21 protein-coding genes are annotated in these 23,041 nt (G+C 57.0%); 6 read left to right on the top strand and 15 right to left on the bottom strand.

What is annotated here, in order from left to right:
• Positions 1–20: 20 nt before the first annotated feature.
• From ACR0DK_RS09925 to ACR0DK_RS09890, 8 genes are all read right to left on the bottom strand, one after another.
• Positions 21–563, bottom strand: a complete 543-nt coding sequence (locus tag ACR0DK_RS09925; protein WP_480735962.1) for an RSP_2648 family PIN domain-containing protein — start codon at positions 561–563, stop codon at positions 21–23.
• Entirely contained in the window at positions 560–1,762 is a 1,203-nt protein-coding gene (locus tag ACR0DK_RS09920; RefSeq protein WP_480735959.1) for an RSP_2647 family RNA methyltransferase, read from the bottom strand. The genes ACR0DK_RS09925 and ACR0DK_RS09920 overlap by 4 nt, the downstream gene beginning before the upstream one ends.
• Positions 1,763–1,803: 41 nt before the next feature.
• The gene (locus tag ACR0DK_RS09915) at positions 1,804–2,076 is read right to left on the bottom strand and encodes a hypothetical protein (RefSeq protein ID WP_170513003.1); all 273 of its coding nucleotides are present in this window, start codon (positions 2,074–2,076) and stop codon (positions 1,804–1,806) included.
• Positions 2,063–4,855, bottom strand: a complete 2,793-nt coding sequence (locus tag ACR0DK_RS09910) for a [protein-PII] uridylyltransferase family protein (RefSeq protein WP_480735956.1) — start codon at positions 4,853–4,855, stop codon at positions 2,063–2,065. The genes ACR0DK_RS09915 and ACR0DK_RS09910 overlap by 14 nt, the downstream gene beginning before the upstream one ends.
• Positions 4,852–5,241, bottom strand: coding sequence for a nuclear transport factor 2 family protein (locus tag ACR0DK_RS09905; RefSeq protein ID WP_170512099.1), 390 nt, complete (start codon positions 5,239–5,241; stop codon positions 4,852–4,854). The genes ACR0DK_RS09910 and ACR0DK_RS09905 overlap by 4 nt, the downstream gene beginning before the upstream one ends.
• Positions 5,242–5,353: 112 nt before the next feature.
• Positions 5,354–6,346: a hypothetical protein gene (locus ACR0DK_RS09900; RefSeq protein WP_480735954.1), complete on the bottom strand. Its 993-nt coding sequence runs from the start codon at positions 6,344–6,346 to the stop codon at positions 5,354–5,356.
• 623 nt (positions 6,347–6,969) lie between these two features.
• Complete coding sequence (locus ACR0DK_RS09895) at positions 6,970–7,323, bottom strand: Rieske (2Fe-2S) protein (RefSeq protein WP_480735953.1); 354 nt, start codon at positions 7,321–7,323, stop codon at positions 6,970–6,972.
• Between the two features lie 17 nt (positions 7,324–7,340).
• Complete coding sequence (locus ACR0DK_RS09890; protein WP_480570118.1) at positions 7,341–8,423, bottom strand: amidohydrolase family protein; 1,083 nt, start codon at positions 8,421–8,423, stop codon at positions 7,341–7,343.
• Positions 8,424–8,548: 125 nt separating this feature from the next.
• Between ACR0DK_RS09890 and ACR0DK_RS09885 the strand changes: the two genes are divergently transcribed.
• From ACR0DK_RS09885 to ACR0DK_RS09875, 3 genes are all read left to right on the top strand, one after another.
• The gene (locus ACR0DK_RS09885; protein WP_170396625.1) at positions 8,549–9,424 is read left to right on the top strand and encodes a LysR family transcriptional regulator; all 876 of its coding nucleotides are present in this window, start codon (positions 8,549–8,551) and stop codon (positions 9,422–9,424) included.
• A gap of 78 nt (positions 9,425–9,502) precedes the next feature.
• On the top strand, positions 9,503–10,561 hold the full coding sequence (locus ACR0DK_RS09880) for an FAD-binding oxidoreductase (protein ID WP_223117915.1): 1,059 nt from the start codon (positions 9,503–9,505) through the stop codon (positions 10,559–10,561).
• Positions 10,562–10,588: 27 nt separating this feature from the next.
• Positions 10,589–12,268 carry a BCCT family transporter gene (locus ACR0DK_RS09875; RefSeq protein ID WP_170566031.1) on the top strand — a complete coding sequence of 560 codons (1,680 nt, stop codon included), beginning with the start codon at positions 10,589–10,591 and terminating at the stop codon, positions 12,266–12,268.
• 342 nt (positions 12,269–12,610) lie between these two features.
• Here ACR0DK_RS09875 and ACR0DK_RS09870 read toward each other — a convergent pair whose 3' ends face one another.
• The 6 genes from ACR0DK_RS09870 to ACR0DK_RS09845 form a co-directional block, all read right to left on the bottom strand.
• Positions 12,611–13,600, bottom strand: a complete 990-nt coding sequence (locus ACR0DK_RS09870; protein ID WP_480735949.1) for a Gfo/Idh/MocA family protein — start codon at positions 13,598–13,600, stop codon at positions 12,611–12,613.
• Positions 13,601–14,222: 622 nt separating this feature from the next.
• The gene (locus ACR0DK_RS09865; protein ID WP_480561380.1) at positions 14,223–15,200 is read right to left on the bottom strand and encodes an HpcH/HpaI aldolase/citrate lyase family protein; all 978 of its coding nucleotides are present in this window, start codon (positions 15,198–15,200) and stop codon (positions 14,223–14,225) included.
• Between the two features lie 28 nt (positions 15,201–15,228).
• Positions 15,229–16,200 carry a 2-hydroxyacid dehydrogenase gene (locus ACR0DK_RS09860; RefSeq protein WP_170408467.1) on the bottom strand — a complete coding sequence of 324 codons (972 nt, stop codon included), beginning with the start codon at positions 16,198–16,200 and terminating at the stop codon, positions 15,229–15,231.
• The gene (gene sucD / locus ACR0DK_RS09855; RefSeq protein ID WP_170408424.1) at positions 16,200–17,090 is read right to left on the bottom strand and encodes a succinate--CoA ligase subunit alpha; all 891 of its coding nucleotides are present in this window, start codon (positions 17,088–17,090) and stop codon (positions 16,200–16,202) included. Before sucD ends, ACR0DK_RS09860 begins: the two co-directional genes overlap by 1 nt.
• Entirely contained in the window at positions 17,090–18,286 is a 1,197-nt protein-coding gene (locus ACR0DK_RS09850) for a malate--CoA ligase subunit beta (RefSeq protein ID WP_170396612.1), read from the bottom strand. Before ACR0DK_RS09850 ends, sucD begins: the two co-directional genes overlap by 1 nt.
• 15 nt (positions 18,287–18,301) lie before the next feature.
• Positions 18,302–19,543 carry an alanine--glyoxylate aminotransferase family protein gene (locus ACR0DK_RS09845; protein WP_170598129.1) on the bottom strand — a complete coding sequence of 414 codons (1,242 nt, stop codon included), beginning with the start codon at positions 19,541–19,543 and terminating at the stop codon, positions 18,302–18,304.
• A gap of 215 nt (positions 19,544–19,758) precedes the next feature.
• Between ACR0DK_RS09845 and ACR0DK_RS09840 the strand changes: the two genes are divergently transcribed.
• Complete coding sequence (locus ACR0DK_RS09840; RefSeq protein WP_480561378.1) at positions 19,759–20,394, top strand: LuxR C-terminal-related transcriptional regulator; 636 nt, start codon at positions 19,759–19,761, stop codon at positions 20,392–20,394.
• A 785-nt stretch (positions 20,395–21,179) separates the two neighbouring features.
• Here the strand turns inward: ACR0DK_RS09840 and ACR0DK_RS09835 are convergent.
• Complete coding sequence (locus tag ACR0DK_RS09835) at positions 21,180–21,857, bottom strand: aspartate/glutamate racemase family protein (protein ID WP_480735947.1); 678 nt, start codon at positions 21,855–21,857, stop codon at positions 21,180–21,182.
• Between the two features lie 263 nt (positions 21,858–22,120).
• Between ACR0DK_RS09835 and ACR0DK_RS09830 the strand changes: the two genes are divergently transcribed.
• Both ACR0DK_RS09830 and ACR0DK_RS09825 read left to right on the top strand, forming a co-directional pair.
• Positions 22,121–22,543, top strand: coding sequence for a DUF2852 domain-containing protein (locus ACR0DK_RS09830; protein WP_170396606.1), 423 nt, complete (start codon positions 22,121–22,123; stop codon positions 22,541–22,543).
• Between the two features lie 65 nt (positions 22,544–22,608).
• Positions 22,609–23,040: an RDD family protein gene (locus tag ACR0DK_RS09825; RefSeq protein ID WP_170396604.1), complete on the top strand. Its 432-nt coding sequence runs from the start codon at positions 22,609–22,611 to the stop codon at positions 23,038–23,040.
• Position 23,041: the final 1 nt, after the last annotated feature.

Here is a 23,041-nt window from a genome sequence, read left to right as displayed (position 1 = left end):
CAGATGAATGGGATCCCGAATTAAGTACTCAGGGCTTTGCCAAGGCGCGGCAGGCGGGCTTTTTTCATTAAGCTGCGCAAGGTCCATTGAGCACCGGATAGCCGGTTGGCTTCAGCAAGGACCGCTTTGGAAACCTGCGTCATGCCTTCGGGCTCGGACAGCCAGAGTTCATGCAGCAGCCCGTCCGGATCGCGCCGCTCAAGCCCTTCGTCGGCCAACATATTCTTGGGAAAGTCCTTGGCATTGACGGTGACAATGACATCTGCTGAGCTTGTGACCGCCGTTGCGAGAACGTGGATGTCGGCGGCATCCGGCAACCATAGGCGCTGTTCAACACCGAGGTTGGCGGGTTGCTCGGCATTTGGCCATTGGGCCTGAACCAGCGCGATTTCGGCGCGCGCCTGCGCCTCTCCCTCGGGGCCGAGTTTGCGGGCGGCACGGGCCCATTCTTCGAGGATACGTGCAGACCAGACGGGCGTGAAATAACCAAGCCTCGCAACGCCCAACAGCATCTCTCGCATCACCGTTGGATAGATGACGCAGGTATCAAGAACCGCCTTCACAGACGGTAAAACACGGCTTTGAGGTAGCCGCTTTCTGCCAGCTGCGGCAGTTGTGGATGGTCCGGCCCGGCAAAGCCAGTTCGGATCAGTTGGGCCTGTCGTCCTGTCCGTCCGATCCCACGGGATGAGGCATCGCGGAAGCGGCCCAGATCAGCGGCATGAGAACAGGAGCAGAGGCCAAGATACCCGCCCGGTTTGACCAGCGGAGCCGCCAGACGTGCGGTACGCTCATAGGCGCGCAGGCCTGCGTCCAATGCTTGTTTCGAAGGTGCAAAAGCCGGGGGATCACAGATGACGACGTCGAACAACGCGTCCTCTTCGCCGAGTTTGGTCAGTATATCAAAGGCGTCGCCTTGTCGGGTCTGGAAACGGGCAGAAAATCCTGAGGCTTCAGCGCCCTTCGCCGCCAGTTCGAGCGCCGCTGCCGAGCCGTCAACGGACAATGCCTGTGCTGCTCCGCCCGCCAACATGGCCAGACCAAAGCCTCCGACGTGGCTGAATACATCCAGCACCTGCGCCTCGGGGTGAACCAACTTGGCGGCAAACGCGTGATTGGGGCGTTGGTCATAGAACAGGCCGGTTTTCTGCCCACCAGTCAGGTCAGCCATGTAGGTTGCGCCATTCATTGGCACTGGCAGAGGCTTATCGGGCGCGGTGCCGCGCAAGGTCAGATTGGTGTCGTCCAACCCCTCGAGCACACGCGTGCGCCCCGAGGCGTTCTTCAGCACTGTGTCGACCCCGGTCACCTTGACCAGCGCGTCGGTCAGAGATTCAAGATGTGCCTCAGCCCAGGCTGCGTTGGGTTGGATCACGCAGGCGTCTCCGAACCGGTCGATGATCACCCCGGGAAACCCATCCGCCTCGGCATGGATCAGACGGTAGTACGACGCATCGAACAGTCGCTCGCGCATCTCAAGCGCGCGGCGCAGACGGGTTTCAAACCAGTCCGCATCCAACTGCGCGCCGATATCGCGATCCAATACCCGGCACATGATCTTCGAGACCGGATTCACTGCGACCAGAGCGATTGGCGCACGCTTCTCGTCTTCCAGCACAGCCAAGGACCCCGGCCCGATCTTGCGAGTCCGGCGGTCGGTGACGATGTCATTGGCGTAGACCCAGGGAAACCCGTGGCGCAGGCCACGCGCATTGGCCTTGGGTTTCAAACGGATACGGGGGCGATCAGCTGTGGTTGTCATGGCGCCCTCATAATCGTGAATGCGCGTGGGTGAAAGCCCCGTTAACGGTTGCGCTTGCGCCAGCCGCCACGACGCTTGGGGGCATGGGCCGCCTGCAAACCCTCGGTCAGGACCTGCGTCATCGGATGATCAGCAGCCTGTTCCGAATAGACTGCGTGCAGGTTGGTCAGAGCCTGATTTTGGTCAAGCTCTCCAGGCAGGCTCAGCGCCCAATCCAGAAAGATGCTGCGACACTCGGGCAAGGTGATGCCTTCAATGCGATACGCCTCGCGGATCAGGCCTTTGTGGTCATTCGGATCATCACTGCGTGCCATCTTCAACCCCTCCGACCACTGCGCCAATCAACGAGGCCGCAGTGCTGTAATTGTCTTGCAACGCGGATTGCAGCTGTTCGACCTGATCGAACCCGGTCGCCCGACACAGAAAGGCCGTACCGCCTTCACCGATCTTGTCGGCCTCGATCACCTTTCCCGACAGCAGACGCGCCGCACATTGCACCGACCAGCATAAATCGTAACAACCCTTCAGGGTTTGCGCCTGCGCGACATCCAGCAGCCCGACAGCGACCGCCCCGTCCAGACCCCAGTGTACATCGCGCTGGGGCAATCCGGCCAGCAATGCGCCCGTCTCTGCCATCAGCTCGATATCCATCATGCGGCCCGGCCCATTCTTTGCGTCCCAAACGCCCGCTGGTGCTTTGGCTGCGGCCAGTCTTTCGCGCATCGCGGCCACTTCTTTCAGCACCTTCTGGTGGTCGCGCGTTTGCGACAGGAATTCAGCGCGGAAGTTTTCGATATCCTCGGCTAAACCGGCTTCACCTGCGACCACATGGGCGCGAGTCAAAGCAAGGTGTTCCCACACCCAGGCCTCATTCTGCTGATAGTTGGTGAAGCTGGCCCAGCTTGTAGCCACCGGCCCCTGATTGCCCGACGGGCGCAGACGCATGTCGACCTCATAAAGCCGTCCCTGCGACATTGGCGCGCTGAGCGCCGTGATCAGAGCCTGGGTGAAACGAGCGTAGTATGTCCGCGTTGCCAGCGGGCGAGGGCCATCGGACATGTCCTGATCCTGAGGATCGTAGATGACAATCATGTCCAGATCGGATTGCGAGTTGATGCGCCCTGCCCCAAGTGACCCCATGCCCAAAACCGCGGCGCCGCGCCCGGGCGCCGGTCCATGCTTTTTGGAGAACTGGTCGACAACGCAGGGCAGAACCGCCGCAATCACGGCCTGCGCCAGTTCGGCATATTGCTGCCCGGCCTGCGCCCCATCGATCAGTCCGCGCAGATGATGCACACCGATGCGAAAGTGCCACTCCTTGCACCAGCGACGAGCGAAATCGAGCTGTGTTTCATAGTCGCTTTCCTCTGCCAAGGCCTTCGTCAAGTCCGACTGCAAGGTCGCCTGCCCGGGCCAATCGCTGAAGAAACTGCCACCAATCACCGCATCAAAAACCGAGGCGTTGCGCGACAGATGGGTGGCGAGCGCATGTGACGTTCCAACGATATCGACCAGCAGATCGATCAGATGCGGGTTCGCCTCGAACAGGGAAAACAGCTGCACTCCGGCGGGTAATCCCGCCAGAAAACCATCCAGTGCCAATAGCGCTTCGTCGGGTTTCGCAGTTTTTGCCAATCGCGCCAGAAGTTCCGGCCTGAGCCGCTCGAATATCCGTGCACCACGCTGCGATCGAAGCGCCGGATAAGTCGGCCAGCGGGCCAGCACACCCTTGTCAAACTCAACCTCCTGAAGCGGCACGGGTGCCGCGCCTGGTCCAGGGGCGAAGAACCCTTCGGTCAGTTCGTGCACTTCGGTCAGGCGGCGGGTCAGTTCGGCGGTCAATTCGGCGCTGCTGATCCCCATCAGGCACGCGACCCGTTCGAAACCGTCCTCTGAATTTGGCACCTTATGGGTCTGTGCGTCGTGCACCATCTGGATGCGATGCTCGACCTCGCGGTGGGCGCGGTAGTGGTCAGTCAGTTTCTCTGCGACGTCTTCGGGCACCCAGCCCTTCGACGCCAACGCCGCCAGACCGGGAACGGTACCCCGGACGCGAAGGTCGGGATCACGTCCGCCCGCGATCAATTGACGGGTCTGAGTAAAAAACTCGATCTCTCGAATACCGCCCTGCCCCAGCTTCATATCGTGGCCGGGAATCGAGAGACTTCCGCCCGTTCCCTTGTTCTCGCGAATGCGCAAGCGCATGTCATGGGCGTCTTGAATGGCGGCAAAATCCAGATGCCGCCGCCAGACGAACGGGCGCAATGCATCGAGGAATCTCTGACCTGCCGCGATGTCCCCGGCGCAGGGGCGTGCCTTGATATAGGCCGCACGTTCCCACGTGCGCCCAAGACTTTCGTAATACCGCTCGGCCGCTTCCATCGCCAGACAGACGGGCGTGACTGCAGGGTCGGGGCGCAATCGCAGATCGGTGCGAAATACATAGCCATCAGCCGTCTTGTCGCTAAGCGTGGCACAGAAATTCCGCGTGGCGCGCACCATTCCTTGACGGGCTTCATAGAAATCATCGGGATCGAAACGGGTTTCGTCGAACAGCACGATCAGATCGATATCCGAGCTGTAGTTCAGCTCATGTGCGCCCATTTTGCCCATCGCCAGAATGACCATACCAGCGGCGGTTTCGACGTCATTCTCGGTCATACCCGGCAGCTTGCCGCGCCGGATCAACGCAGCAATTTCGGCCTTCGCTGCCACATCTGCGGCCAAAGCGCCAACGTCGGTCAGCACGGCAGTTACCTTTTCCAACGGCCACGCACCCGCCAGATCGGCCAGCGCCGTCAGCAAGGCCATGCGCCTCTTCGCTTGCCGCAAACCGGGTTTCAACTGATCCGACGGCAGCGCGCGCGCCGCGTCCATCACTTCCGACAATGCCTGGTCCGGTTGCTGCAACGCGTGTGGCAACCAGTTCCTTTCTTGGTCAATCAACCCTTTCAGGTAGGGGCTAGAGCCCGCAGTTCCCGCGATCAACTCCCCCTGCTCGGCAGTCAAATCGGGCAGCGCCGCGCGTGTTTCGTCACCCAGATCGGTATGAAAAGCGCGCGGTAAGCGGTTGATAACAAGAGGCTGGCTCATGACCGTTCCAGTGGTGTGTCCTGGCTGAAACTGTTGATCCAGACGTCGTGACGCCGCTCCCACAGGGATGAGATCAGCATCGCCTCCCATTCCTGTGCTTCGGGGCGCAGATAATCTGCCCTGTATGAGAGCAAAACCACATCCGCCGATAAGACGCGCAACCTGGTATCGCTGAGTTCATATTGCGCCATCGTAGGCGCATCGGCGAACTGGCCAACATGATCGTCGCGGTTGGCAAAACCCGCTGGATACACGCCCAGAAAATCGGGGCTCAGAAGTGCCCGGTCGGCCTGTGCATTGCCTTCAACCAGCGCAGTCCATACCTGTTTTTCCAGCGAGAGGATCTGATCGAGTGACGGTGGGCTGGTGTTTTCAATATCTTCCATTTGCCTATGACTTGTGACGGCCGAAAATCAGATGCGGCCAGCGCACATGATCGGACAGAGTTGGCTTAGCCCTGTCCGATTGAACAGCAGAAAGGGCCGAATGTCCAAATCGTTATAGCCACTGATCCACTGGCGGCAAATCGAAAGTGAACGGATTTTCAATCCCCTGCCCGGCTAAATCCCACTCATCATAGTGCTCGTCTTCACGAAGCTGCAGAAACACCGCCTCAAGCTGATCGTTCAAACTCACCAACTCGTCCCAGGCGTCACCCATATGAGTCTGAAACATCGCCAGTTGTTGGAACAAGCCATCTGGCAAAGGGCCAAATTCCACACTCCCCAGATCGCGAGCTGGGAAATACATATCCTCTTCAAACTCAAAGTAGCGCGACATTCCGTCGTTAAAGTCAATTTGGCCATCGAACGAGACCGCAGCAAATACTTCATAAAGACCAGTCTCATTCATTTCGAGCTCGAACGACACCTCGAAACTAAGTGCAAAATCAGAAATTCCGTTTTGGTGAAGCTTGCCTGCGATCTCGACGACCTCGTAATAGCCGTATGACGCCAAAACCAGATCGCCATTTGTATCGAACCCATGCACATCGAACATCTCCCCCTGTTCGCTGGCTATAGACAGATGCTGAAACTGTGCTGCCTGACTAATGTGAACGCCCTCAAATCCAAAGGCTGACCGGGCCTCATAAGAAACAGGTATGTCCGTTCCATTCATGCTTATGGTTTCAAGCGCGACTTGCTGTGTATGGTACAGCTCGGAAATGAGCGTGGCGCTTCCGCGTGTTGCGATCTCGTGGTTCACCATCGAAAGATTGAACTCAACCTCGCGAGACCCAGCACCTTGATACGCGCTGACCGTGCTGTCGATCACCCCGTCCCAAAACCCGCGCAATTCGATATCCGGCAGATCTTCTTTCCCTTCGAGATCATGGGGATCGAGGTTCAAAAAAGGCAAATCGACTTGATCAATCGAACTAGATACGCCGCCTTGCGAAGCTGGGCCTGGTTCGGTCGACAAGATGAAACTCTCCTCTGACCCGAACGGCCAATGAGTTGTGTTCACAACATTCATTTCAGCGACCTCCATTGATTGCTCCTCGGAAAACTATGTATTCAGCCATTGCGCAAACCCTATGGAAGGGTTTGATTATTAAGCGTTCTTAATAAAACGTTTAACCGATGGGCTGCGTCGCTCGGCCTGAATTACTGAGACGTAAATCCGCTGTAGTTGAATACTCGATACTGCAGTAGATCAGAGGAAGCGGGATAATTGCGAATGGACCTGAATTGGCGTGTAAAATATGGGCTCAAATGCATTTCCTTAGTTTGAAAATCTCATGAGCCCAATGGTTTTCAAGAAGGCCTTGAACAGCTATTTACGCGGTCTGCTGTTTTCTGGGACATAAAAGTGGCAAATGCCCAATGCCTCATGAAGCCAATCAAACAAATAGTTTTGGGCGCTGGTAAGAATGGCTTAGCCAAGCCATGAGTTGTTTTCATTGAATATCTGGCCAGGGTGAGCGCCCTCCTGTAGGCCAATCAGAACGTGCATATAGCCATCCTCCGAGCCAATACGAAAAGCACAGCGATAGATCTCCGGTTTCAAAAATAAAACTGGCATTGCCTATGCCTAGACAATGCCAGCGCAGGCAGCTGTGAGGAAAGATTGAACTGCCTAATATTTCTGACCTTCGTCGTGAAACCCGCTTCTTACAGATGCACGAAGAGATCACTGCCCTCTACTGATACATCGAAGCGTCTCGTTTTAATGGACGAATCCACAAGAAACTCACCGCTGCGAATGTCGAATTCCCAACCGTGCCAGGCGCAACGGACGATTTCACCGGCGCGATCATAGACAAAGTCGGTTGAGTCCGTTTGGCGGGTCGTACCGCAGACCGGGCCTTCGCAGAGGGCCGCACCTTTGTGAGGACAGATGTTGAGCAAAGCGTGATAACCGTCGTCGAGTTTGAAAACGCCGATGGGCATGTTCGAAACTGTGACGATCTTTGCCGCGTCGCTGGGGACTTCATCAGTTTTGCAGGCGAAATACTTGTTTGCCATGGTCGATGTCTCCTTCTTTATTCGGCGGCATGCGCCATCGGGCGTGGCAGACGGGTATATACGTCCAACGCATTGAGTCCGAAGATCTTCTCGCGCCATGCGGGCGGGACATGCAGCTTGTTGACGTCGTCGTAGTCCCAATGCGGATAGTCCGACGCGAACATCAGGGTGTTCTCTCCATCCATAGCCTCAAGCGTTGCCCAAAGGTGCTGAATGTTCTCGGGCTGCTCCAGGGGCTGGGTCGACATGCGGATGTTCGACTTGAAGTATTCGGACGGCAGACGCTTGAGCCACGGCGTTTCCTTGCGCAGCGCCTTGTAGTTCGCATCTAGACGCCAAAGAACCGAGGGCACCCAGGCGACGCCACATTCGATTATTACCACTTTCAAGCCCGGCCATTTCTCAAACACGCCGTGGGCGATCAGGCTGGCCATGTGGGTCATGGCCGTCTGCGGCAGGATCGCGTGGGTTTCCCAGAAGAAGGTCGAAGGCCCGGCCCCGATGGGGGTCGAGTTGATGCCGCCCTGTCCGCCGAGATGCATAGCGAATGGCAAGCCCATTTCGGCGCAAGCCTCATAGATCGGGTGATAGAACGGGTCGCCATAAGGGCGTGCGGCACCGTGGCTCACCAAAACTTGAACGACACGGGGGTGGCCGCCAACCCGGCGGATTTCAGCGGCGGCCAGATGCGGGTCCTGCGGTGCCACCACGATCGAGCCCCAGAACCGCTCGTCCTTGGGCAGCCAGTAGTCGATCATGTAGTCGTTATAGGCTTTGCACAGCGCATTGGCGTAATAAGGGTTGGCCAGCGTTGAGGCTTCGATCGGTTCGTCGCCGGTCAGGATCGCAACGTCGATATTGTATTTATCGAGGTGCTTTTCCTTCATTATCAAGTAGTTGTCGTCTTCCTCAACCGGGTTCACGTCATGGCGGGCAAATCCTTCGGGGTGGAACCAGGGACGATGGCCATGTGGGAATGCACCACGTGGGCCGGTGCGTTCACCCCGGACGAACATGTCCTTGAAAAGACCTTCCATGTAGGGTTCCAGAACCGTGGCGCTGCACCAATAGTTGTGGCAGTCGCAATCGACGATGAACATGAACTTCTCCTGTTGCTGGCGCCAAAAGGGCGGGCTTACATCTTGTTCAACGATGCTTGATATCTGCGAAACTTTGGCAAATAAATACAATTGAAACGCACCTATCGATCGGGATTACCGATTAAATGAATCGCCAGCTTTTAGTGACCTACATGGATGTTCTGGAAACGCGGAACTTCAACCGCACCGCCGAACGTCTGAATGTGACCCAATCCACGGTCAGCGCTCGCATCCGTCAGTTGGAGCAGGAGCTGGACACACGCCTGTTCGAACGGGGGCGCGGCGGGGCTGAACCCACGGCCGCCGGGCGCCGCTTTGAGACCCATTGCCGGTCACTGCTGGCTGCTTGGAGTCTGGCACGACGCGATGTTGAGGCGGGTGGCAGCGGCAACAGGCAACGCTTGCGTATATCAGTTCAGTTCAGTTTGGCCCGATCCGTGCTGATAGACTGGACTAAGGCAGTCAGGGAAAGAAACCCGTATCTGGACCTGTATCTCGAGGCGAATTTCTCACAACAGATACAGCGGGATGTTCTGACCGGCGAGACCGATATCGGTATTGTTTTTGTCCCGCAGCGGGCGCCTGACATGTTTGTCAGCGAATTGGGCAGCGAAAGCTATGTAATGCTGTCCACCGATTGTGACCGGATCGAGGACGTTCCATGGACGCGCTACATTCAGGTAGCCTACACATCATATTTTGACCGCCAGCATGACGAGGCGTTTTTGGATCAGCCGCAAAGCTCGACCCTGGTGGGCAGCAATGATCTGGCTTTGGATTTCCTAAAAGCCAGCGGCGGAACGGCATATTTCCCGGGATTTGCCGCACCGGGTCTGTGTGCCGAGTATCCAACATTGCAACAGGTTACTGACGCACCGGTGATCCCACAGCCCATCTATTCCATCGTGCACGTTCGAAAACGCCATGATCCGCTGGTGGCGCAAGCTGTCACCCTGTTCAAAGAACTAATCCAACACAGATCAATCGCTTTAACCGATTGATACCGCAATTCTGCACCGTTTTTCAGTCCCCTCGCACCATTATCCTCGCGCGAACCCTATTCTGGAGGTTTCCGCAAGATGCTCGTTGCGACGGACAGTCCGTTTTCCCTGAATTCAGCCAACAACCAACCCTGCTACGCAGGTGGGCCTGCCACTTTGACCTGCAAAGCGGTGATCGATGAAACGCATGACAGCAAGACCTTCGTCTTTGAAGACACGCAAAGCCGCAGCTTCGACTTCAAACCAGGCCAATACGTGACCTTCTGTTTCGAGATCGAGGGCAAGCAGCATGTACGCGCCTATTCGATCTCGTCCACGCCGACCCGGCCCCACAACATTCAGGTCACCGTCAAGCGCGTGCCCGGTGGGGTTGTGTCCAACTATCTGAACGATCAGATGGTCCCCGGAACAGAGATCGAGATTGCAGATATCACCGGTGGCTTCAACTGGGTGGATATCCCCAGCGATAAGCCATTGTTCCTGTCCGGTGGCTCGGGTGTCACCCCGGTCATGTCGATGCTGCAATACGTCACCGACGTGACCTTGCCGAAAGACATCGTTTTCGTGCATTTCGCTCGCTCGCCTAGGGACATCATTTTCCACGACCAGCTTGAGTTTTTGAACCGACGCTTCGCCAACGTGACCATCCATACCATTGTGGATGAAGCGAATGATGGGTTTGAGGGTGAAATCGGTCAGATATCGGCAGATTTGCTGCAGCGACTTGTGCCTGATCACGCCGAGCGCAGCATTTTCATGTGCGGTCCCGAAGGGTTCATGAAAGCAGCCCGTGATGTGGCTTCTGTCATTCCGTTTGCCGCTGTCCACGAAGAAAGCTTTGGCGAAAAGATCACTATCGAAGAAAGCAGCGGCACGGGGGGTGAGGTCTATTTCTCACTCAGCGGTCTGCACGGACATGCCGCCGAGGGCGAGACCTTGCTAGAGGCTGCGCTGAACGCAGGCGTCTGGATCGACTCGGCCTGCCAGCAGGGCGTTTGCGGCAACTGCAAAGTGCGCCTCACTCAGGGCGATGTTGAGATGCAGGACATGGGCGGCCTGCAACCCGGTGATACCGAGCAAGGGTATGTGCTGGCCTGTTGCAGTTGGCCGAAAGGCCCGGTCGCGCTCGACGCGTGAAGTGGAGATTCAAAGGGAGGAATACAAATGTCAATGAAACCACCGCTATCGGAACTTCCGATAAAAACCGCTGACAACGGTTTTTACCGGGGGTTCAGCGTCAACGTGACGGTGATCAGCAAGATCGTCATCAGCCTGCTGGTTGTTTGGTGCATAGTCTGGCCAACACAGGCTGGTAGAATTCTTGGCGATTGGAATGCCGCCATTCTTTCGCAGTTTGCTGCCTGGTATATCTGGGTTGTTACCGGGTTTGTCATCGTCTGTATTGGGCTGGCCATCTGGCCAACTGCTGGACGTATGAAACTTGGCGTAGAGGGCGAGAAACCCGAGTTCTCTAACTTTTCCTGGTTCTCGATGATGTTTGGCGCGGGCATCGGTGTCGGAATGTTAACTTGGGCGGTCGCCGAACCTGTCGCGCATTTCAAGAACAATCCATCCGTTATTCAGGGGGTGACGACTGCACTGGATGCAGACAATGTCCGAACGGCGTATGTGTGGTCATACCTGCATTGGGGTTTCGGGGCGTGGGCATGCTATGCGATAGCTGGCTTGGCGCTTGCTTTCTTCAGCTATCGTCGCGGACTGCCGCTGACGATCCGCTCCTCATTGACCCCACTGTTTGGTAAATCACTGTCGGGCAACCTCGGTCATCTGATCGACATCGTCGCCGTTGTCGCCACTATTCTTGGGGTAGCCCAGACGCTCGGCTTCGGTGTTGAACAGTTCGTTGCAGGTCTCACACGCATCGGCATCGGTGGGCTCGCACAGCCCGATGGTTCTGCGACAAACTTGGGTATCGTCGTCGCTCTACTTGTCATCATGGGCGCGTCGACCTTGTCGGCCCTGTCCGGTGTTGGCAAGGGCATCAAATGGCTATCGAACATCAATATGGGCCTGTCGATCTTCCTTCTGGGGTTCTTCATCCTGTTCGGAGCGACCTTCTTTGGCGCCAAAGCGTTTTTTGTAGGCATATGGGACTATGTGGTCGCGCTGCCATGGCTGAGCTTCAACGTATACACATCTGATGGTGTTGAAGGGTCGGAAGCGTTCCTTCTTGCGCAGTGGCAAGGCTGGTGGCCGGTCTTCTATTGGGCGTGGTGGATCGCGTTCGCACCTTTCGTCGGTTTGTTCCTGGCGCGGATTTCCAGAGGCCGGACAATCCGTGAGTTCGTGTTGGGCGCGATGATTGTTCCCGCACTAATGTGCTTTGTCTGGTTCGCCTGGGCCGGAGGCACGGCAATCGACCTGGAACTGAACGGAGACGCAAACGGCGTCATCCTGGATGCGGCGAACGGTGACAAGATCTTCGCGATGACAGAACACATGCTTGCTCCGATTGCAGAAGCATTGGCGTGGGCAATGGCCGCGGTGATCGTTGTCCTGCTGATGACCTTCCTTGTCACGTCTGCAGACTCGGCCGTGCTGATCGTGAATACGATCAACGCAGCTGGCGACGAAGGTCCCAAGGCAAGGCCTCACATCATGTTCTGGGGCGCAGCTCTGGCACTTGTTGTCGGGGGCTTGCTTGTCTCAGGTGGTACCGGAGCCATCCAGACCGCAATGGTGATAGGTGCACTGCCCTTCTCTATTGTAATGGCGTTGATGTGCATCGCACTGATCAAAGCAATCTGGAATGATGGGCGGCGCGAAGCAGCGGGCATCGCGACAACAATCTCAGCTGACGCAACGACTATGCCGGCCGAGTAGAGGTTGAGCTAATATCTTTGATTGGCCTCCGGTATTTCGGAGGCCATTTTCTGTCTGGCCCTCAATGCCAACCCATCAAAGGTATGAGCAAACTGAAACTGATTCAAATCTGTATTCCAGTTTGAAGTTGTTTGCGACAATGTCGGCCAATGTGGACGCTTTACTACAAGTATCGCCCCGCACTTTTTTGCCGACAATCGAGGTCGCGCACATGATCCGTAAAGGTCAGCTAACGCTTGGAGTCTGTTCCTTTCAAAAGCTCAAAGAACTGACCACTTTATACCGCAGGTCAGATGCATTTATTAGAACTTCAGGAGGCTTCGCTGTAGAACCCTTATGCATTCATGCGGCACCATCGGCCTTCGTCTTGACCGATGCCAGTACGCTTGAGATTAACGCCATACCCAACAAACCGTCGCAAAGACCGGGCAGTAAGTGGTCCGCCTTATCCTCACATCGGATCAGTTCGGCGGCCTCGGCGTAGAAGGTTGCAAAGCCTTCCAAATATCCTTCAGGGTGGCCCGGAGGGATACGAGTTGCTCGTTGAGCGGCTTGCGGGAGCACCGATCCTGATCCACGTGTCAGGAGCTGCATAGGTTGGCCAAAGCGGGTGAATTGTAGGTGGTTAGGGTGTTCCTGTGACCACTCCAGACCACCACGTTCGCCATAAACCCGCAAACGCAGACCGTTTTCGTTTCCCACGGCCACGTGACTGGCCCATAGCATTCCACGCGCGCCACTAGCATAGCGCATCAAGACGTGGGCGTTGTCGTCCACCTGGCGGCCCGGAACCAAGCTTGAAAGGTCGGCGGCAAGGTGCGATGGCACTTCGCCCGTTACAAAATGTGCCAGATTGAACGCGTGAGTACCGATATCACCAATTACACCAGCACCGGACCGAATTGGGTCGGTGCGCCGGTCGGACTGCTTGTTGTCCGATGCGGTGGGTACGGCCAGCCAGTCTTGCGCATATTCCACTTGCACCAACCGCAGCTTGCCCAACTCGCCCGCACGCACCATGCCACGTGCCTGACGAACCATTGGATAACCCGTGTAGTTGTGAGTCAGTATAAAATGAGCTGATGACGCTTGTCGGAAGCGCAGAATGGCGTACTCGGCATCAGGTTCGGTCACAAGATCGCCCTTCTTTGCGAACCAGGCTCTTATGTGCCCGAATAGTTCGGTATCCGGATCGAAAACCTGTTCGAGATCGTAAGAGTCGATGACGGGTTCATGCAGTTTTCGAACCTGACATGGTGCCCTGTTCAAACCACCATGCTGCAGATTCAGTTTTTGACCGAGGCTTAGGTCATCTGGCTTAATACCTATCATGCGACACTGATTGAACGTCTTGGCCCCCTGCTGTCGTCGTCAAAATTGACATGGTTCAAAACCGCGTTTGCGCCGTTGCCACTTTATAGAAGCCGGTTTTGTCGTAACGGGACCCGTTGCAATCTTTTGACCATTGACCTTGGTGGATCTGGCGCCTGTTTGGCGAAAGGTATTATCCAGTTGACGGTCTGCTATTGGTCTCCTTCAAAAGGCGGTTCAGTGCAGCGTGGTCCAAGACTACGCTCCGCTCCGACATGGTTTCTTCTGGGTCCCGGCAAGAAACACGCTAGCGCAGGTAGCGGAAAACCGCGTGGAAGATCACTTCATCAGGAAAATGTGCTCCCTTGAGTAAGATCAGTACGTACCGCTCCTGTCTGTTTTGCGAACGCCGCCAAAAGAACTACCTTGCAAGCGACAATTGGGATCGTAGATTGCGACAGAACCTATCTGGTTTGGTCCGAAAAACATCGTTTTCAGGCAAGGCTGTGAGTGTTCAGGGTAGTGTGTTGCAGACTTCAGCCATATCGAATGAATGACCACCGAAGTCTGCAGATGTTGCCTGCCCCGGACCTGCCGAGGCAAGCGCGCGCACCCCTACTTCAGTGCCCAATGCGGGCTAAAATCACGCTGCCGCAATCTGGCGAGCCTTTTCGACCATGACCTCCGCCTGGCGGATCGAGGCATAGTCGATCAGACGACCATCCAGCGACACCGCACCTTTGCCTGCGGTCTCGGCCTCGGCCATAGCAACAAGGATACGCTGCGCCTTGGTGACTTCGGCATCGCTGGGTGACATGACCTCGTTCGCCAGAGCGATCTGGCTGGGATGGATGGCCCATTTACCTTCGCAGCCCAACACCGCCGCCCTTTTGGCAGCTGCCTTATAGCCTTCAGGATCCTGGAAATCACCGAACGGACCATCAATCGGACGCAGACCGTTGGCACGGGCGGCGACAACCATACGGGCGAGCGCGTAGTGCCACATATCGCCCCAATGGGTCGCGCGCGCAGCATCGCCATCCGGGTCGGTCAGAACCGAATAGTCGGGGTTCACACCACCGATGATCGTGGTCCGCGCGCGGGTCGAGGCTGCATAGTCCGCCACACCGAAGTGCAGGCTCTCATTGCGGTTCGAGGCCGCCGCGATTTCGCTGACATTCTGCATGCCCAGAGCGGTCTCGATGATATGCTCGAACCCGATGCGTTTCTTGTAACCCATTGCGTCTTCGATCTGCGTGACCATCATATCGACGGCATAGACATCTGCCGCTGTGCCGACCTTGGGGATCATGATCAGGTCCAGCCGCGCACCGGCTTGTTCGACTACATCCACAACGTCGCGATACATGTAATGCGTATCCAGCCCGTTGATGCGCACCGACATTGTCTTGCTGCCCCAGTCGATATCGTTCAGGGCTTGAATGATGTTCTTGCGGGCCTGCTCTTTTTCATCCGGGGCTACCGCGTCTTCGAGATCTAGGAAGATCACGTCCACATCCGATTTCGCGGCTTTTTCGAACATGCCGGGCTGGCTGCCCGGCACGGCGAGTTCGCTGCGGTTCAGGCGCGCGGGGGCCTGTTCGATGGCATAAAAGCTCATGGGTTTTGCTCCTTTGAAGAAGGGTGCGTCAGATCACGCGGTCACGGGGTGGGCGACCAGCGAAGAAGTCGCCCAGATTGTCCAGCACGCGAAAGCCCATGGCTTCGCGCGATTCTTTTGTTGCGCTGCCCAGATGCGGCAGCATCACGAGGTTGTCGCATTGCAGCAGGTCGGGGCTGATGCGTGGCTCGCCGTCGAACACATCCAGCGCGGCGCCGCCGATCGTGTCGAACATCAGCGACTGTACCAAAGCGCGCTCGTCCACCACCTCGCCGCGCGCAGTGTTGATCAGGAAGGCGTCGGGCTTCATCAGGTCCAGCCTGCGTCCGTTGATCAGGTGCCGGTTCGCAGCCCCGCCGGGGCAATGCAGCGAGACAAAGTCGCAATGCGGCAGCAGATCATCCACCGTTTCGACTTGGGTCGCATCGAACTGCTTCAGCACGTCGGGCGACACGGCGCTGCGGTTCTGGACAAGAATTTTCATGCCAAACCCGTGATGGGCGCGACGGGCCATTTCCTGACCGATGCGGCCAAAGCCGATGATGCCCAGCGTCTTGCCGCTGACCTTGGTGCCGACCAAATGGGTCGGACGCCAGCCGGTCCAGCCGCCTGCGCGCAGCTCGCGCTCGCCCTCACCGGCGCGACGGGCGACCATCAGAAGCAGGGTCATGGCCAGATCGGCGGTGCATTCAGACAGAACATCGGGCGTGTTGGTGACCGTCATACCCAGATCACGGGCCGCCGGTTCACAGATATGACTGTACCCGACGCCGTAATTGGCCAAAATCTTGGTCTGAGCTGCGGCCACGTCCAGCGCCTCGGCGCTAAGCGTGTCGGTGACGGTGGGCAGAACCGCGTCGTATGTCTTCAACGCGTCGCGGAGTTCCGCCGGAGACATCGGAATGTCCCCGGTATTCAGCACGGCGTTGTAGTTTTCGGCCAGTTGCGCCTCGACGGCGGCAGGCCAGCGACGGGTGACAAGGACCGAAGGTTTGACCATCACGCGGCCTTTCCCATGACACGGGCGATAGTCTCGCCGATCACCGCGGGGTTTTCAGCAACCGTTACACCAGCCGCTGACAGGATTTCCACCTTCTCGCTGGCGCTTTCGCCAAAGGCCGAGATGATCGCCCCAGCATGGCCCATGGTCCGGCCCTTGGGCGCGGTCAGACCCGCGACATAGGCCACAACAGGCTTGGTGACGTGGTCACGGATATATTCTGCAGCCTCGGCTTCCTGAGGGCCACCGATCTCGCCGATCATAGCTATGACCTCGGTGTCTTCGTCCTGTTCGAACCGCTCAAGGATATCGCGGAAGGACGAGCCGTTGATTGGATCGCCGCCAATGCCGACGCTGGTTGAGACACCGATGCCGCGCTCTTTCAACTGCGCCGCAGCCTCATAACCCAGCGTGCCCGAGCGTCCGATGATCCCCACAGTGCCCGGCAGGTAGATATGTCCCGGCATGATGCCCAGCAGCGCCTTGCCGGGGCTGATGGTACCGGCACAGTTCGGACCGGTCAGCACCAGGCGCTTGTCCTTAGGATAGCGGTACATGTAGCGTTTTACGCGGATCATGTCCTGCGCGGGGATGCCGTCTGTGATGCAGACGCAATAGCGAATACCGGCATCTGCTGCCTCCATGATCGAATCCGCCGCAAACGGCGGAGGCACGAAGACAAGGCTAGCCTCGGCGCCAGTGGCCTCAACCGCCTGTTTGACGGTGTCGAATACGGGTACGCCTTCGACGGTCTCTCCGCCTTTGCCGGGAACAACGCCGCCAACGACGTTGGTGCCATATTGCACCATATCCTTGGTATGCAGGCGTGCCATGCGTCCGGTGATGCCCTGAACGATAACGCGGGTGTCGCGGTCCAGAAGAATGCTCATTACACAGCCCTCATCTTGGTGTTTTGGGACAGATCGTTGCGCCATGCACCCACAGCGCGTTCAGCGGCTTCCATAAGGGTTGTCGCGCGGATTATTGGCAGGCCCGATTTGGCCAGGATCTTCTGACCTTCCTCGACATTGGTGCCCGCCAGACGCACGATGACCGGCAGGTCGATTTCCAACTCGCGCAGCGCCTGCACTACGCCCTCGGCCACCCAGTCACAGCGGTTAATGCCTGCGAAGATATTGACCAGCACCGCCTGAACGTTGTCATCGGACAGTACCAGTCGGAACGCTTTGGCCACCCGCTCGGGTGAGGCACCGCCACCGATGTCCAGAAAGTTCGCAGGTTCACCGCCAGCCAGCTTGATGGTGTCCATCGTGGCCATGGCCAAACCGGCACCGTTCACGATACAGCCGATATTGCCGTCCAGTCCGACATAAGACAGTCCGCGATCCGCCGCGCGGCTTTCGCGCGGGTCCTCCTGACTTTTGTCGCGCAATTCAGCAACCTGCGGATGGCGAAACAGGGCATTGTCGTCAAAGCTCATCTTCGCGTCCAACGCCAGCACACGGTCGTCACCAGTGATGACCAGCGGGTTGATCTCGACCATAGTCGCGTCCAGCTCGCTGAACGCAGCATAGCAACCCTGCAGGGTACGGACCATGTGTTGAATTAGGCGAGGTTCCAGCCCCAGATTAAACGCTATTTCGCGGGCCTGAAACTCCTGCAGTCCAACGGCAGGTTCAACGATTGAGCGGACGATACTGTCGGGGCGCTCAGATGAGATTTCTTCGATCTCCATCCCACCTTCCGAAGAGGCCACGATCATCACCCGCTGACTGGACCGATCCAGTACAAAGCCCAGATAAATCTCGCGATCAATCGGTACGGCGGCCTCCACATAGACGCGGTAGATGCCTTTGCCCTCGGGGCCGGTCTGGTGCGTCACCAGCTTGCGGCCAAACATCTCGTCACAAGCCTCGTATATTTCGCTTTCCGAGTTGCACAGCTTTACACCACCGGCCTTTCCACGCCCGCCAGCATGGACTTGCGCCTTAATAACCCACTTGTCACCACCCAACTCACGCGCGCGATATGCCGCTTGCTCGGGGCTGTAGGCCAAAGCCCCCGAAGGGACCTCGACGCCGAAATTCGAAAGAAGTTCTTTCGCCTGATATTCATGGATATCCATCTGCATTCCCTCCCGTTATGCAGCGATAGATGTGCCGTAGCGACTTTCCAAAAGTGCTTCGATGGCTTCGAAATCAACCGAGCCGCCCATCTCGCGGATGGCCTGGGCGAACAGCCTGACGATGCGACTGACCGATTGGTGGGTTAGCTGGTTCAGGATGCCGATACGGACTTGAACCGGGGCGCTGAGCGTGGGCCAGATGCCAAAGCCACGGGCGCGGCAGTTCTGTACCAACTCCATCTCACGACCCGCCAGCTCTGCGGGCAGGTTCAGCACCACAAGGCTGGGCATGTCCGATGTGACCTGGCAACCCATCGCGGTGACGGCGTCGCGCAGGACGGCCTCATGCGTGCGATAGGAATGCGCACGTTTGGCCAACCCTTCCTGCAGAGTCAGGCGCAGCGATTCATGGAAGGCGGCGACCGCATAGCCCGAATGGGTACGGTGATAGGTGCCCTTTTCCACGTCTTGCCCGTCAACGATGCCCCAGTGGCGTGCTTCGAAAATCGGGTTGTGGACGTATGTATAGGCGCCGGAGGTCTTCAGCGCGTCGATATAGGCGTCGGTGAAGCTGACCGGCGCATAGGTCAGCGGTAGGCAGCACAGCCCTTTTTGCGGGCACGAGGCCCATCCTGCGACACCCGGATAGTCATCGATGCGGAAATCCGCGATACCCAGCGACGATACGGCATCGATCAAACCCATCACATCGTGGCGTTCACAGGCATCCGAGAAGCCACGCAGGTCGTTGACCCGACCCGACCCGGTTTCCCAATGCGCCATGAAGGCCCACTTCGGTTTGTGCGAGGCCAACACCTCTTCGACCATCTCGCCTGTGACGGGCTGGCCGTGGGGAATTTCAATAACGGCGACACTCGCGGCTTGTGGGTCCAGAGGGTTGGTCGCGTGCTCTTCCGGTGTTGCAGCCTTGATCCGCAGAGTCATCGCATCGATGCCCGAGAAGGTGCCATTGGTGAAGGCCACAACCTTGTCACCCGGCATCACCGCCGAGAACATGGTGTCCAGCCCACTCCATCCGGTGCCAGCAACCGCGAAGGTATGGGTGTTGGCGGTGCCCCAGATCAGACGCAGCATGTGCTTGCATTCGATCATGCCACGCAGCACGTCGCTCTGCATGTGGTCGGCAACGCCGGCGCTGGCAAACGCCTGCAAAACACGTGCGTCGGTGTTTCCCGGTCCTGGGCCAGCGGCCAGCGTCTCGGGGATGTCGAGCGTTGGATAGATCTGAAACGTCATGTGCTCCTCCTGTGCGTCGGGTGTGTTCGATACCGCCGATCGCCTTGACCCAGAGGAAAACTGAAACTTGCGCCGGGGCGCAACGTAACTTACTACAGCTTTAGCATATCTTGTTAGACGGGTAATAACCTACCCATTTTGGTAAATATGCCAATGTATACTGAAAGCATCCCCACCAAAATGGGTAGGTTTAGTTAAAATCAGACTGGAAAACAATGTCCGACACATCTCAACGCCCCATTGATGTCATGCTGGCCAACAACAACCCTTTGGTGCTGTCGGCCATGTCCGAGATCTTCGAGCGCGACCCGCGATTCTCTCTGGTGGCCACTTCAGCGACCGCCGAGGGATTTCTGGGCACAGTCATGCGGGTGCCGGTTCAGGTGGGGATCGTGTCCTGGGAACTTCCTGCTTTGGGCGCGGCAAAACTGATTGAGGTTCTGCGCGAGCAGACCAACGCGCCACGCTTTGTGGTCTATGGGGACGAGGCTGGGGACGTACCGCGTCAGGCTATGCAGGCCGGAGCCGCAGGGTTCGCGCCGCGTTCGGGCGAGGTCGAAGGCTTGCTGGAAACCTGTGTCGATGTCGCTAAGGGCAAAATGGTATTTCCCTATATCGACGTGCGCAAAATGCATCAAAACCCGTTGCAGACTTTGTCGCGCAAAGAACTCGCTATCCTTGAGGCGCTGGTGCAGGGCATGTCTAACAAGGAATTGTCAAAAGAGCTGCAGATTTCGACCAACACGGTAAAGTTCCATCTGTCGAACATTTACGACAAGCTGTCGATCAAGAACCGCGCGCAGGCGATTGCCTTCTATTACGCTTCAAAACTGGACAACGGAAACTCGTGAACTGCGAAACCTCGTGGCGTCCGTTGCTAAGGTTTAGATTGTTAAGCGGCTGGTTCAGCGAATTGATGAAACGGACAGGTTCTGGGTATGATTTGACCTTTGCGGATCATATGCGTCACTTACCTTTCGTCGAGCGTTACCCCCGCAGATTTGAGCGCGCTGATCCAGCCGATCTGAGGTTGAGCGTATGAATGACATCTGGGCCATGGACATCGCGTCGGACCGGCTGGCGTAGATCAAGGGCAAACCAGCGGGCTATGCCTACTATGAGGCGTTGTCGCCGTGCACTGAATTTCTGGACGCAGATATACGCTGATGCTCCAGCCCAGATTTTGTGCCCGTAATTCTAGGATATACACGGGACACCAAATCGCTATTAGGCCGCCCAAGGGCAGCGATTCAGTTGGGGGACCCGAACCTGATCGCAACCCTCGTTGCCTTCGTTCTGTAGTAAGCTCGGTTCGAACACGGCTTCGAACTCAGAGCCTTTCACCCTGACTTAACTGGTCGAAAAAGAGCTTTTCCATAGTCTTTGCGACCCGACCACCGTGAGCGGATACATCAACGGGCAGTAATAATCGCCTTCGGTTGTCTTTCGAGCATTCTTTCCCGAGGTTGCGCTGAATATTTCAATCATGCGCCCTGCGCATTGCCTGCCATCCGCCGCGGCAAATGATCTTGTGCATTAACTAGTTTCAACGATTGAACGCATCAATTAACAATTTTGATAAGCAACATGCCATTGCTACCACTCGACCTCTGACGCAATTAGTTAAAAAAACCGGCTAGGAATAAGAACAAAGCTTTGACGTCGTCAATCTGGATTTGACAAGGGCTTCGGCAAAAGTGACGGCACATGCAACGCCATCTACCACCGGCAGGCCGAACTCTTCGGACAGTTGTGACATTAGATCTGTCATGCCAGCGCAGCCCAGAACAATCGCTTCCGCTCGGTCTTCTTCGATTGCGGCGCGTATCTCTGCCCGTATTATATCGATGGTCTTGGGGTCGTTTTCCTCCAGCTTCAAAACCGGCACATCCGAAGCCCGAACCCTGACACATCTGCGATCTAAGCCGTATCGCAACAAGTTTGCCTCTAGCCCTGCTAGAGATCGGGACAAAGTGGTGATGACGCTAAATTTTGGACTGATCATGGACGCCGCGTGGTAGGCCGCCTCCCCAACGCCGATGACTGGCGCCGAAGTGACGCAGCGCACGGCGTCGACTCCGGTATCATCGAAACAAGCAACAACAATTGCGTCCGCATCAGCATGCGCCTTCACGACCTCCAGAAGACCGGGTACACAGGTAGAGACATCCAGATATCCCTGAATGCTGGCGAGGCCTTCTTGCGAATTGGCGGCAATGATCGTGGTTTCGGAATGCGCAGCGGCCCGTGCAGCTTCATCGATCTTTCGCGTCATGGAGGCGGTGGTGTTGAGATTTACAACAAGCAGTTTCACAGCGTCCTCACACTTCTCCGCCCAGATAGGCGGCTTTGATCCGGGGACCAGTGAGCGAAGAAACCAGAAAACGACTTGCTGCAATTATCCATGTCGAAATTTGAATAAAACCATGGCGCGCTTCACCCCGCTGATTGATCCGCCCGGTCAGACGCTGGATTCCGAAAAATGTAAATCTTTTTCACATACCCCCTTGCAACCACCTATCCCCCCTCCCATCTTGGTAATGTGAAAAGCATTTACATCCTAACTGGAGAGAGCACATGACCGCATTGTCCGACCACGCCGTTCCCCAAAATCCGGGATGGCTGCACCGAAGCGAAGCCTGGCTTGATAGCAAGGGCAAAGGCGCCTGGATCGCCGCAATGGTCCTTGGCTTTATCTTCTTCTGGCCCATCGGCCTGGCCTTTCTTGCCTATATGATCTGGAGCAAACGCATGTTCAGCAAATCCTGCAGCCGCCGTTCGTCGTGGAACAGCCACATGAGCGCCATGAAACCTTCGGGCAACAGCGCGTTTGACGCCTACAAGGCCGACACCCTGGCGCGTTTGGAGCGCGAACAGAAAGACTTTGAGGCGTTCCTGCACCGCCTGCGCGAAGCCAAGGACAAGGCCGAGTTCGACGAGTTCATGGACGAACGCGCCCGCGATAATCGTGATGACGAAAACGGCGAACAACCTGCCTAATTGCGGCTTGCCCTGTCCCGCCCATCGGGACAGGGTGTTTCTGCACAATACCCGGATTACAGTCTATGTCTCATCTGCCTGACCCCGACAGCCAACCCGAATTCTACCAATCCGTAGCGACCAAGCGCTTTTTCGCGTGGCTGTTCGACATCGCCTTTATCTCATTGCTCTGTACAGTTGCGATTCTGCTGACCTTTGGCATGGGCTTCTTCATATTGGCGCTGATCTACGCAGTCATCAGCTTTGTCTATCGCGTTGTTACCATCGCCAACGGCTCGGCCACGCTGGGGATGCGCTTCATGGGGATAGAATTGCGTGACGCCTTTGGCGCCCGAATGGATACGGGGAAAGCCATTGCACATACGGCAGGTTACTTTGTCAGCATGGCGATCCCGGTACTACAGATCATTTCGGTCATCATGATGATGACCAGCGCCCGCTGTCAGGGCCTGACCGATGCCTTCCTCGGCACCGTGATGATCAACCAGCGCGCCTAAA

The organism is Ruegeria sp. CE6 (assembly GCF_056537485.1).
This window is presented reverse-complemented; position numbering and strand designations above follow the sequence as displayed.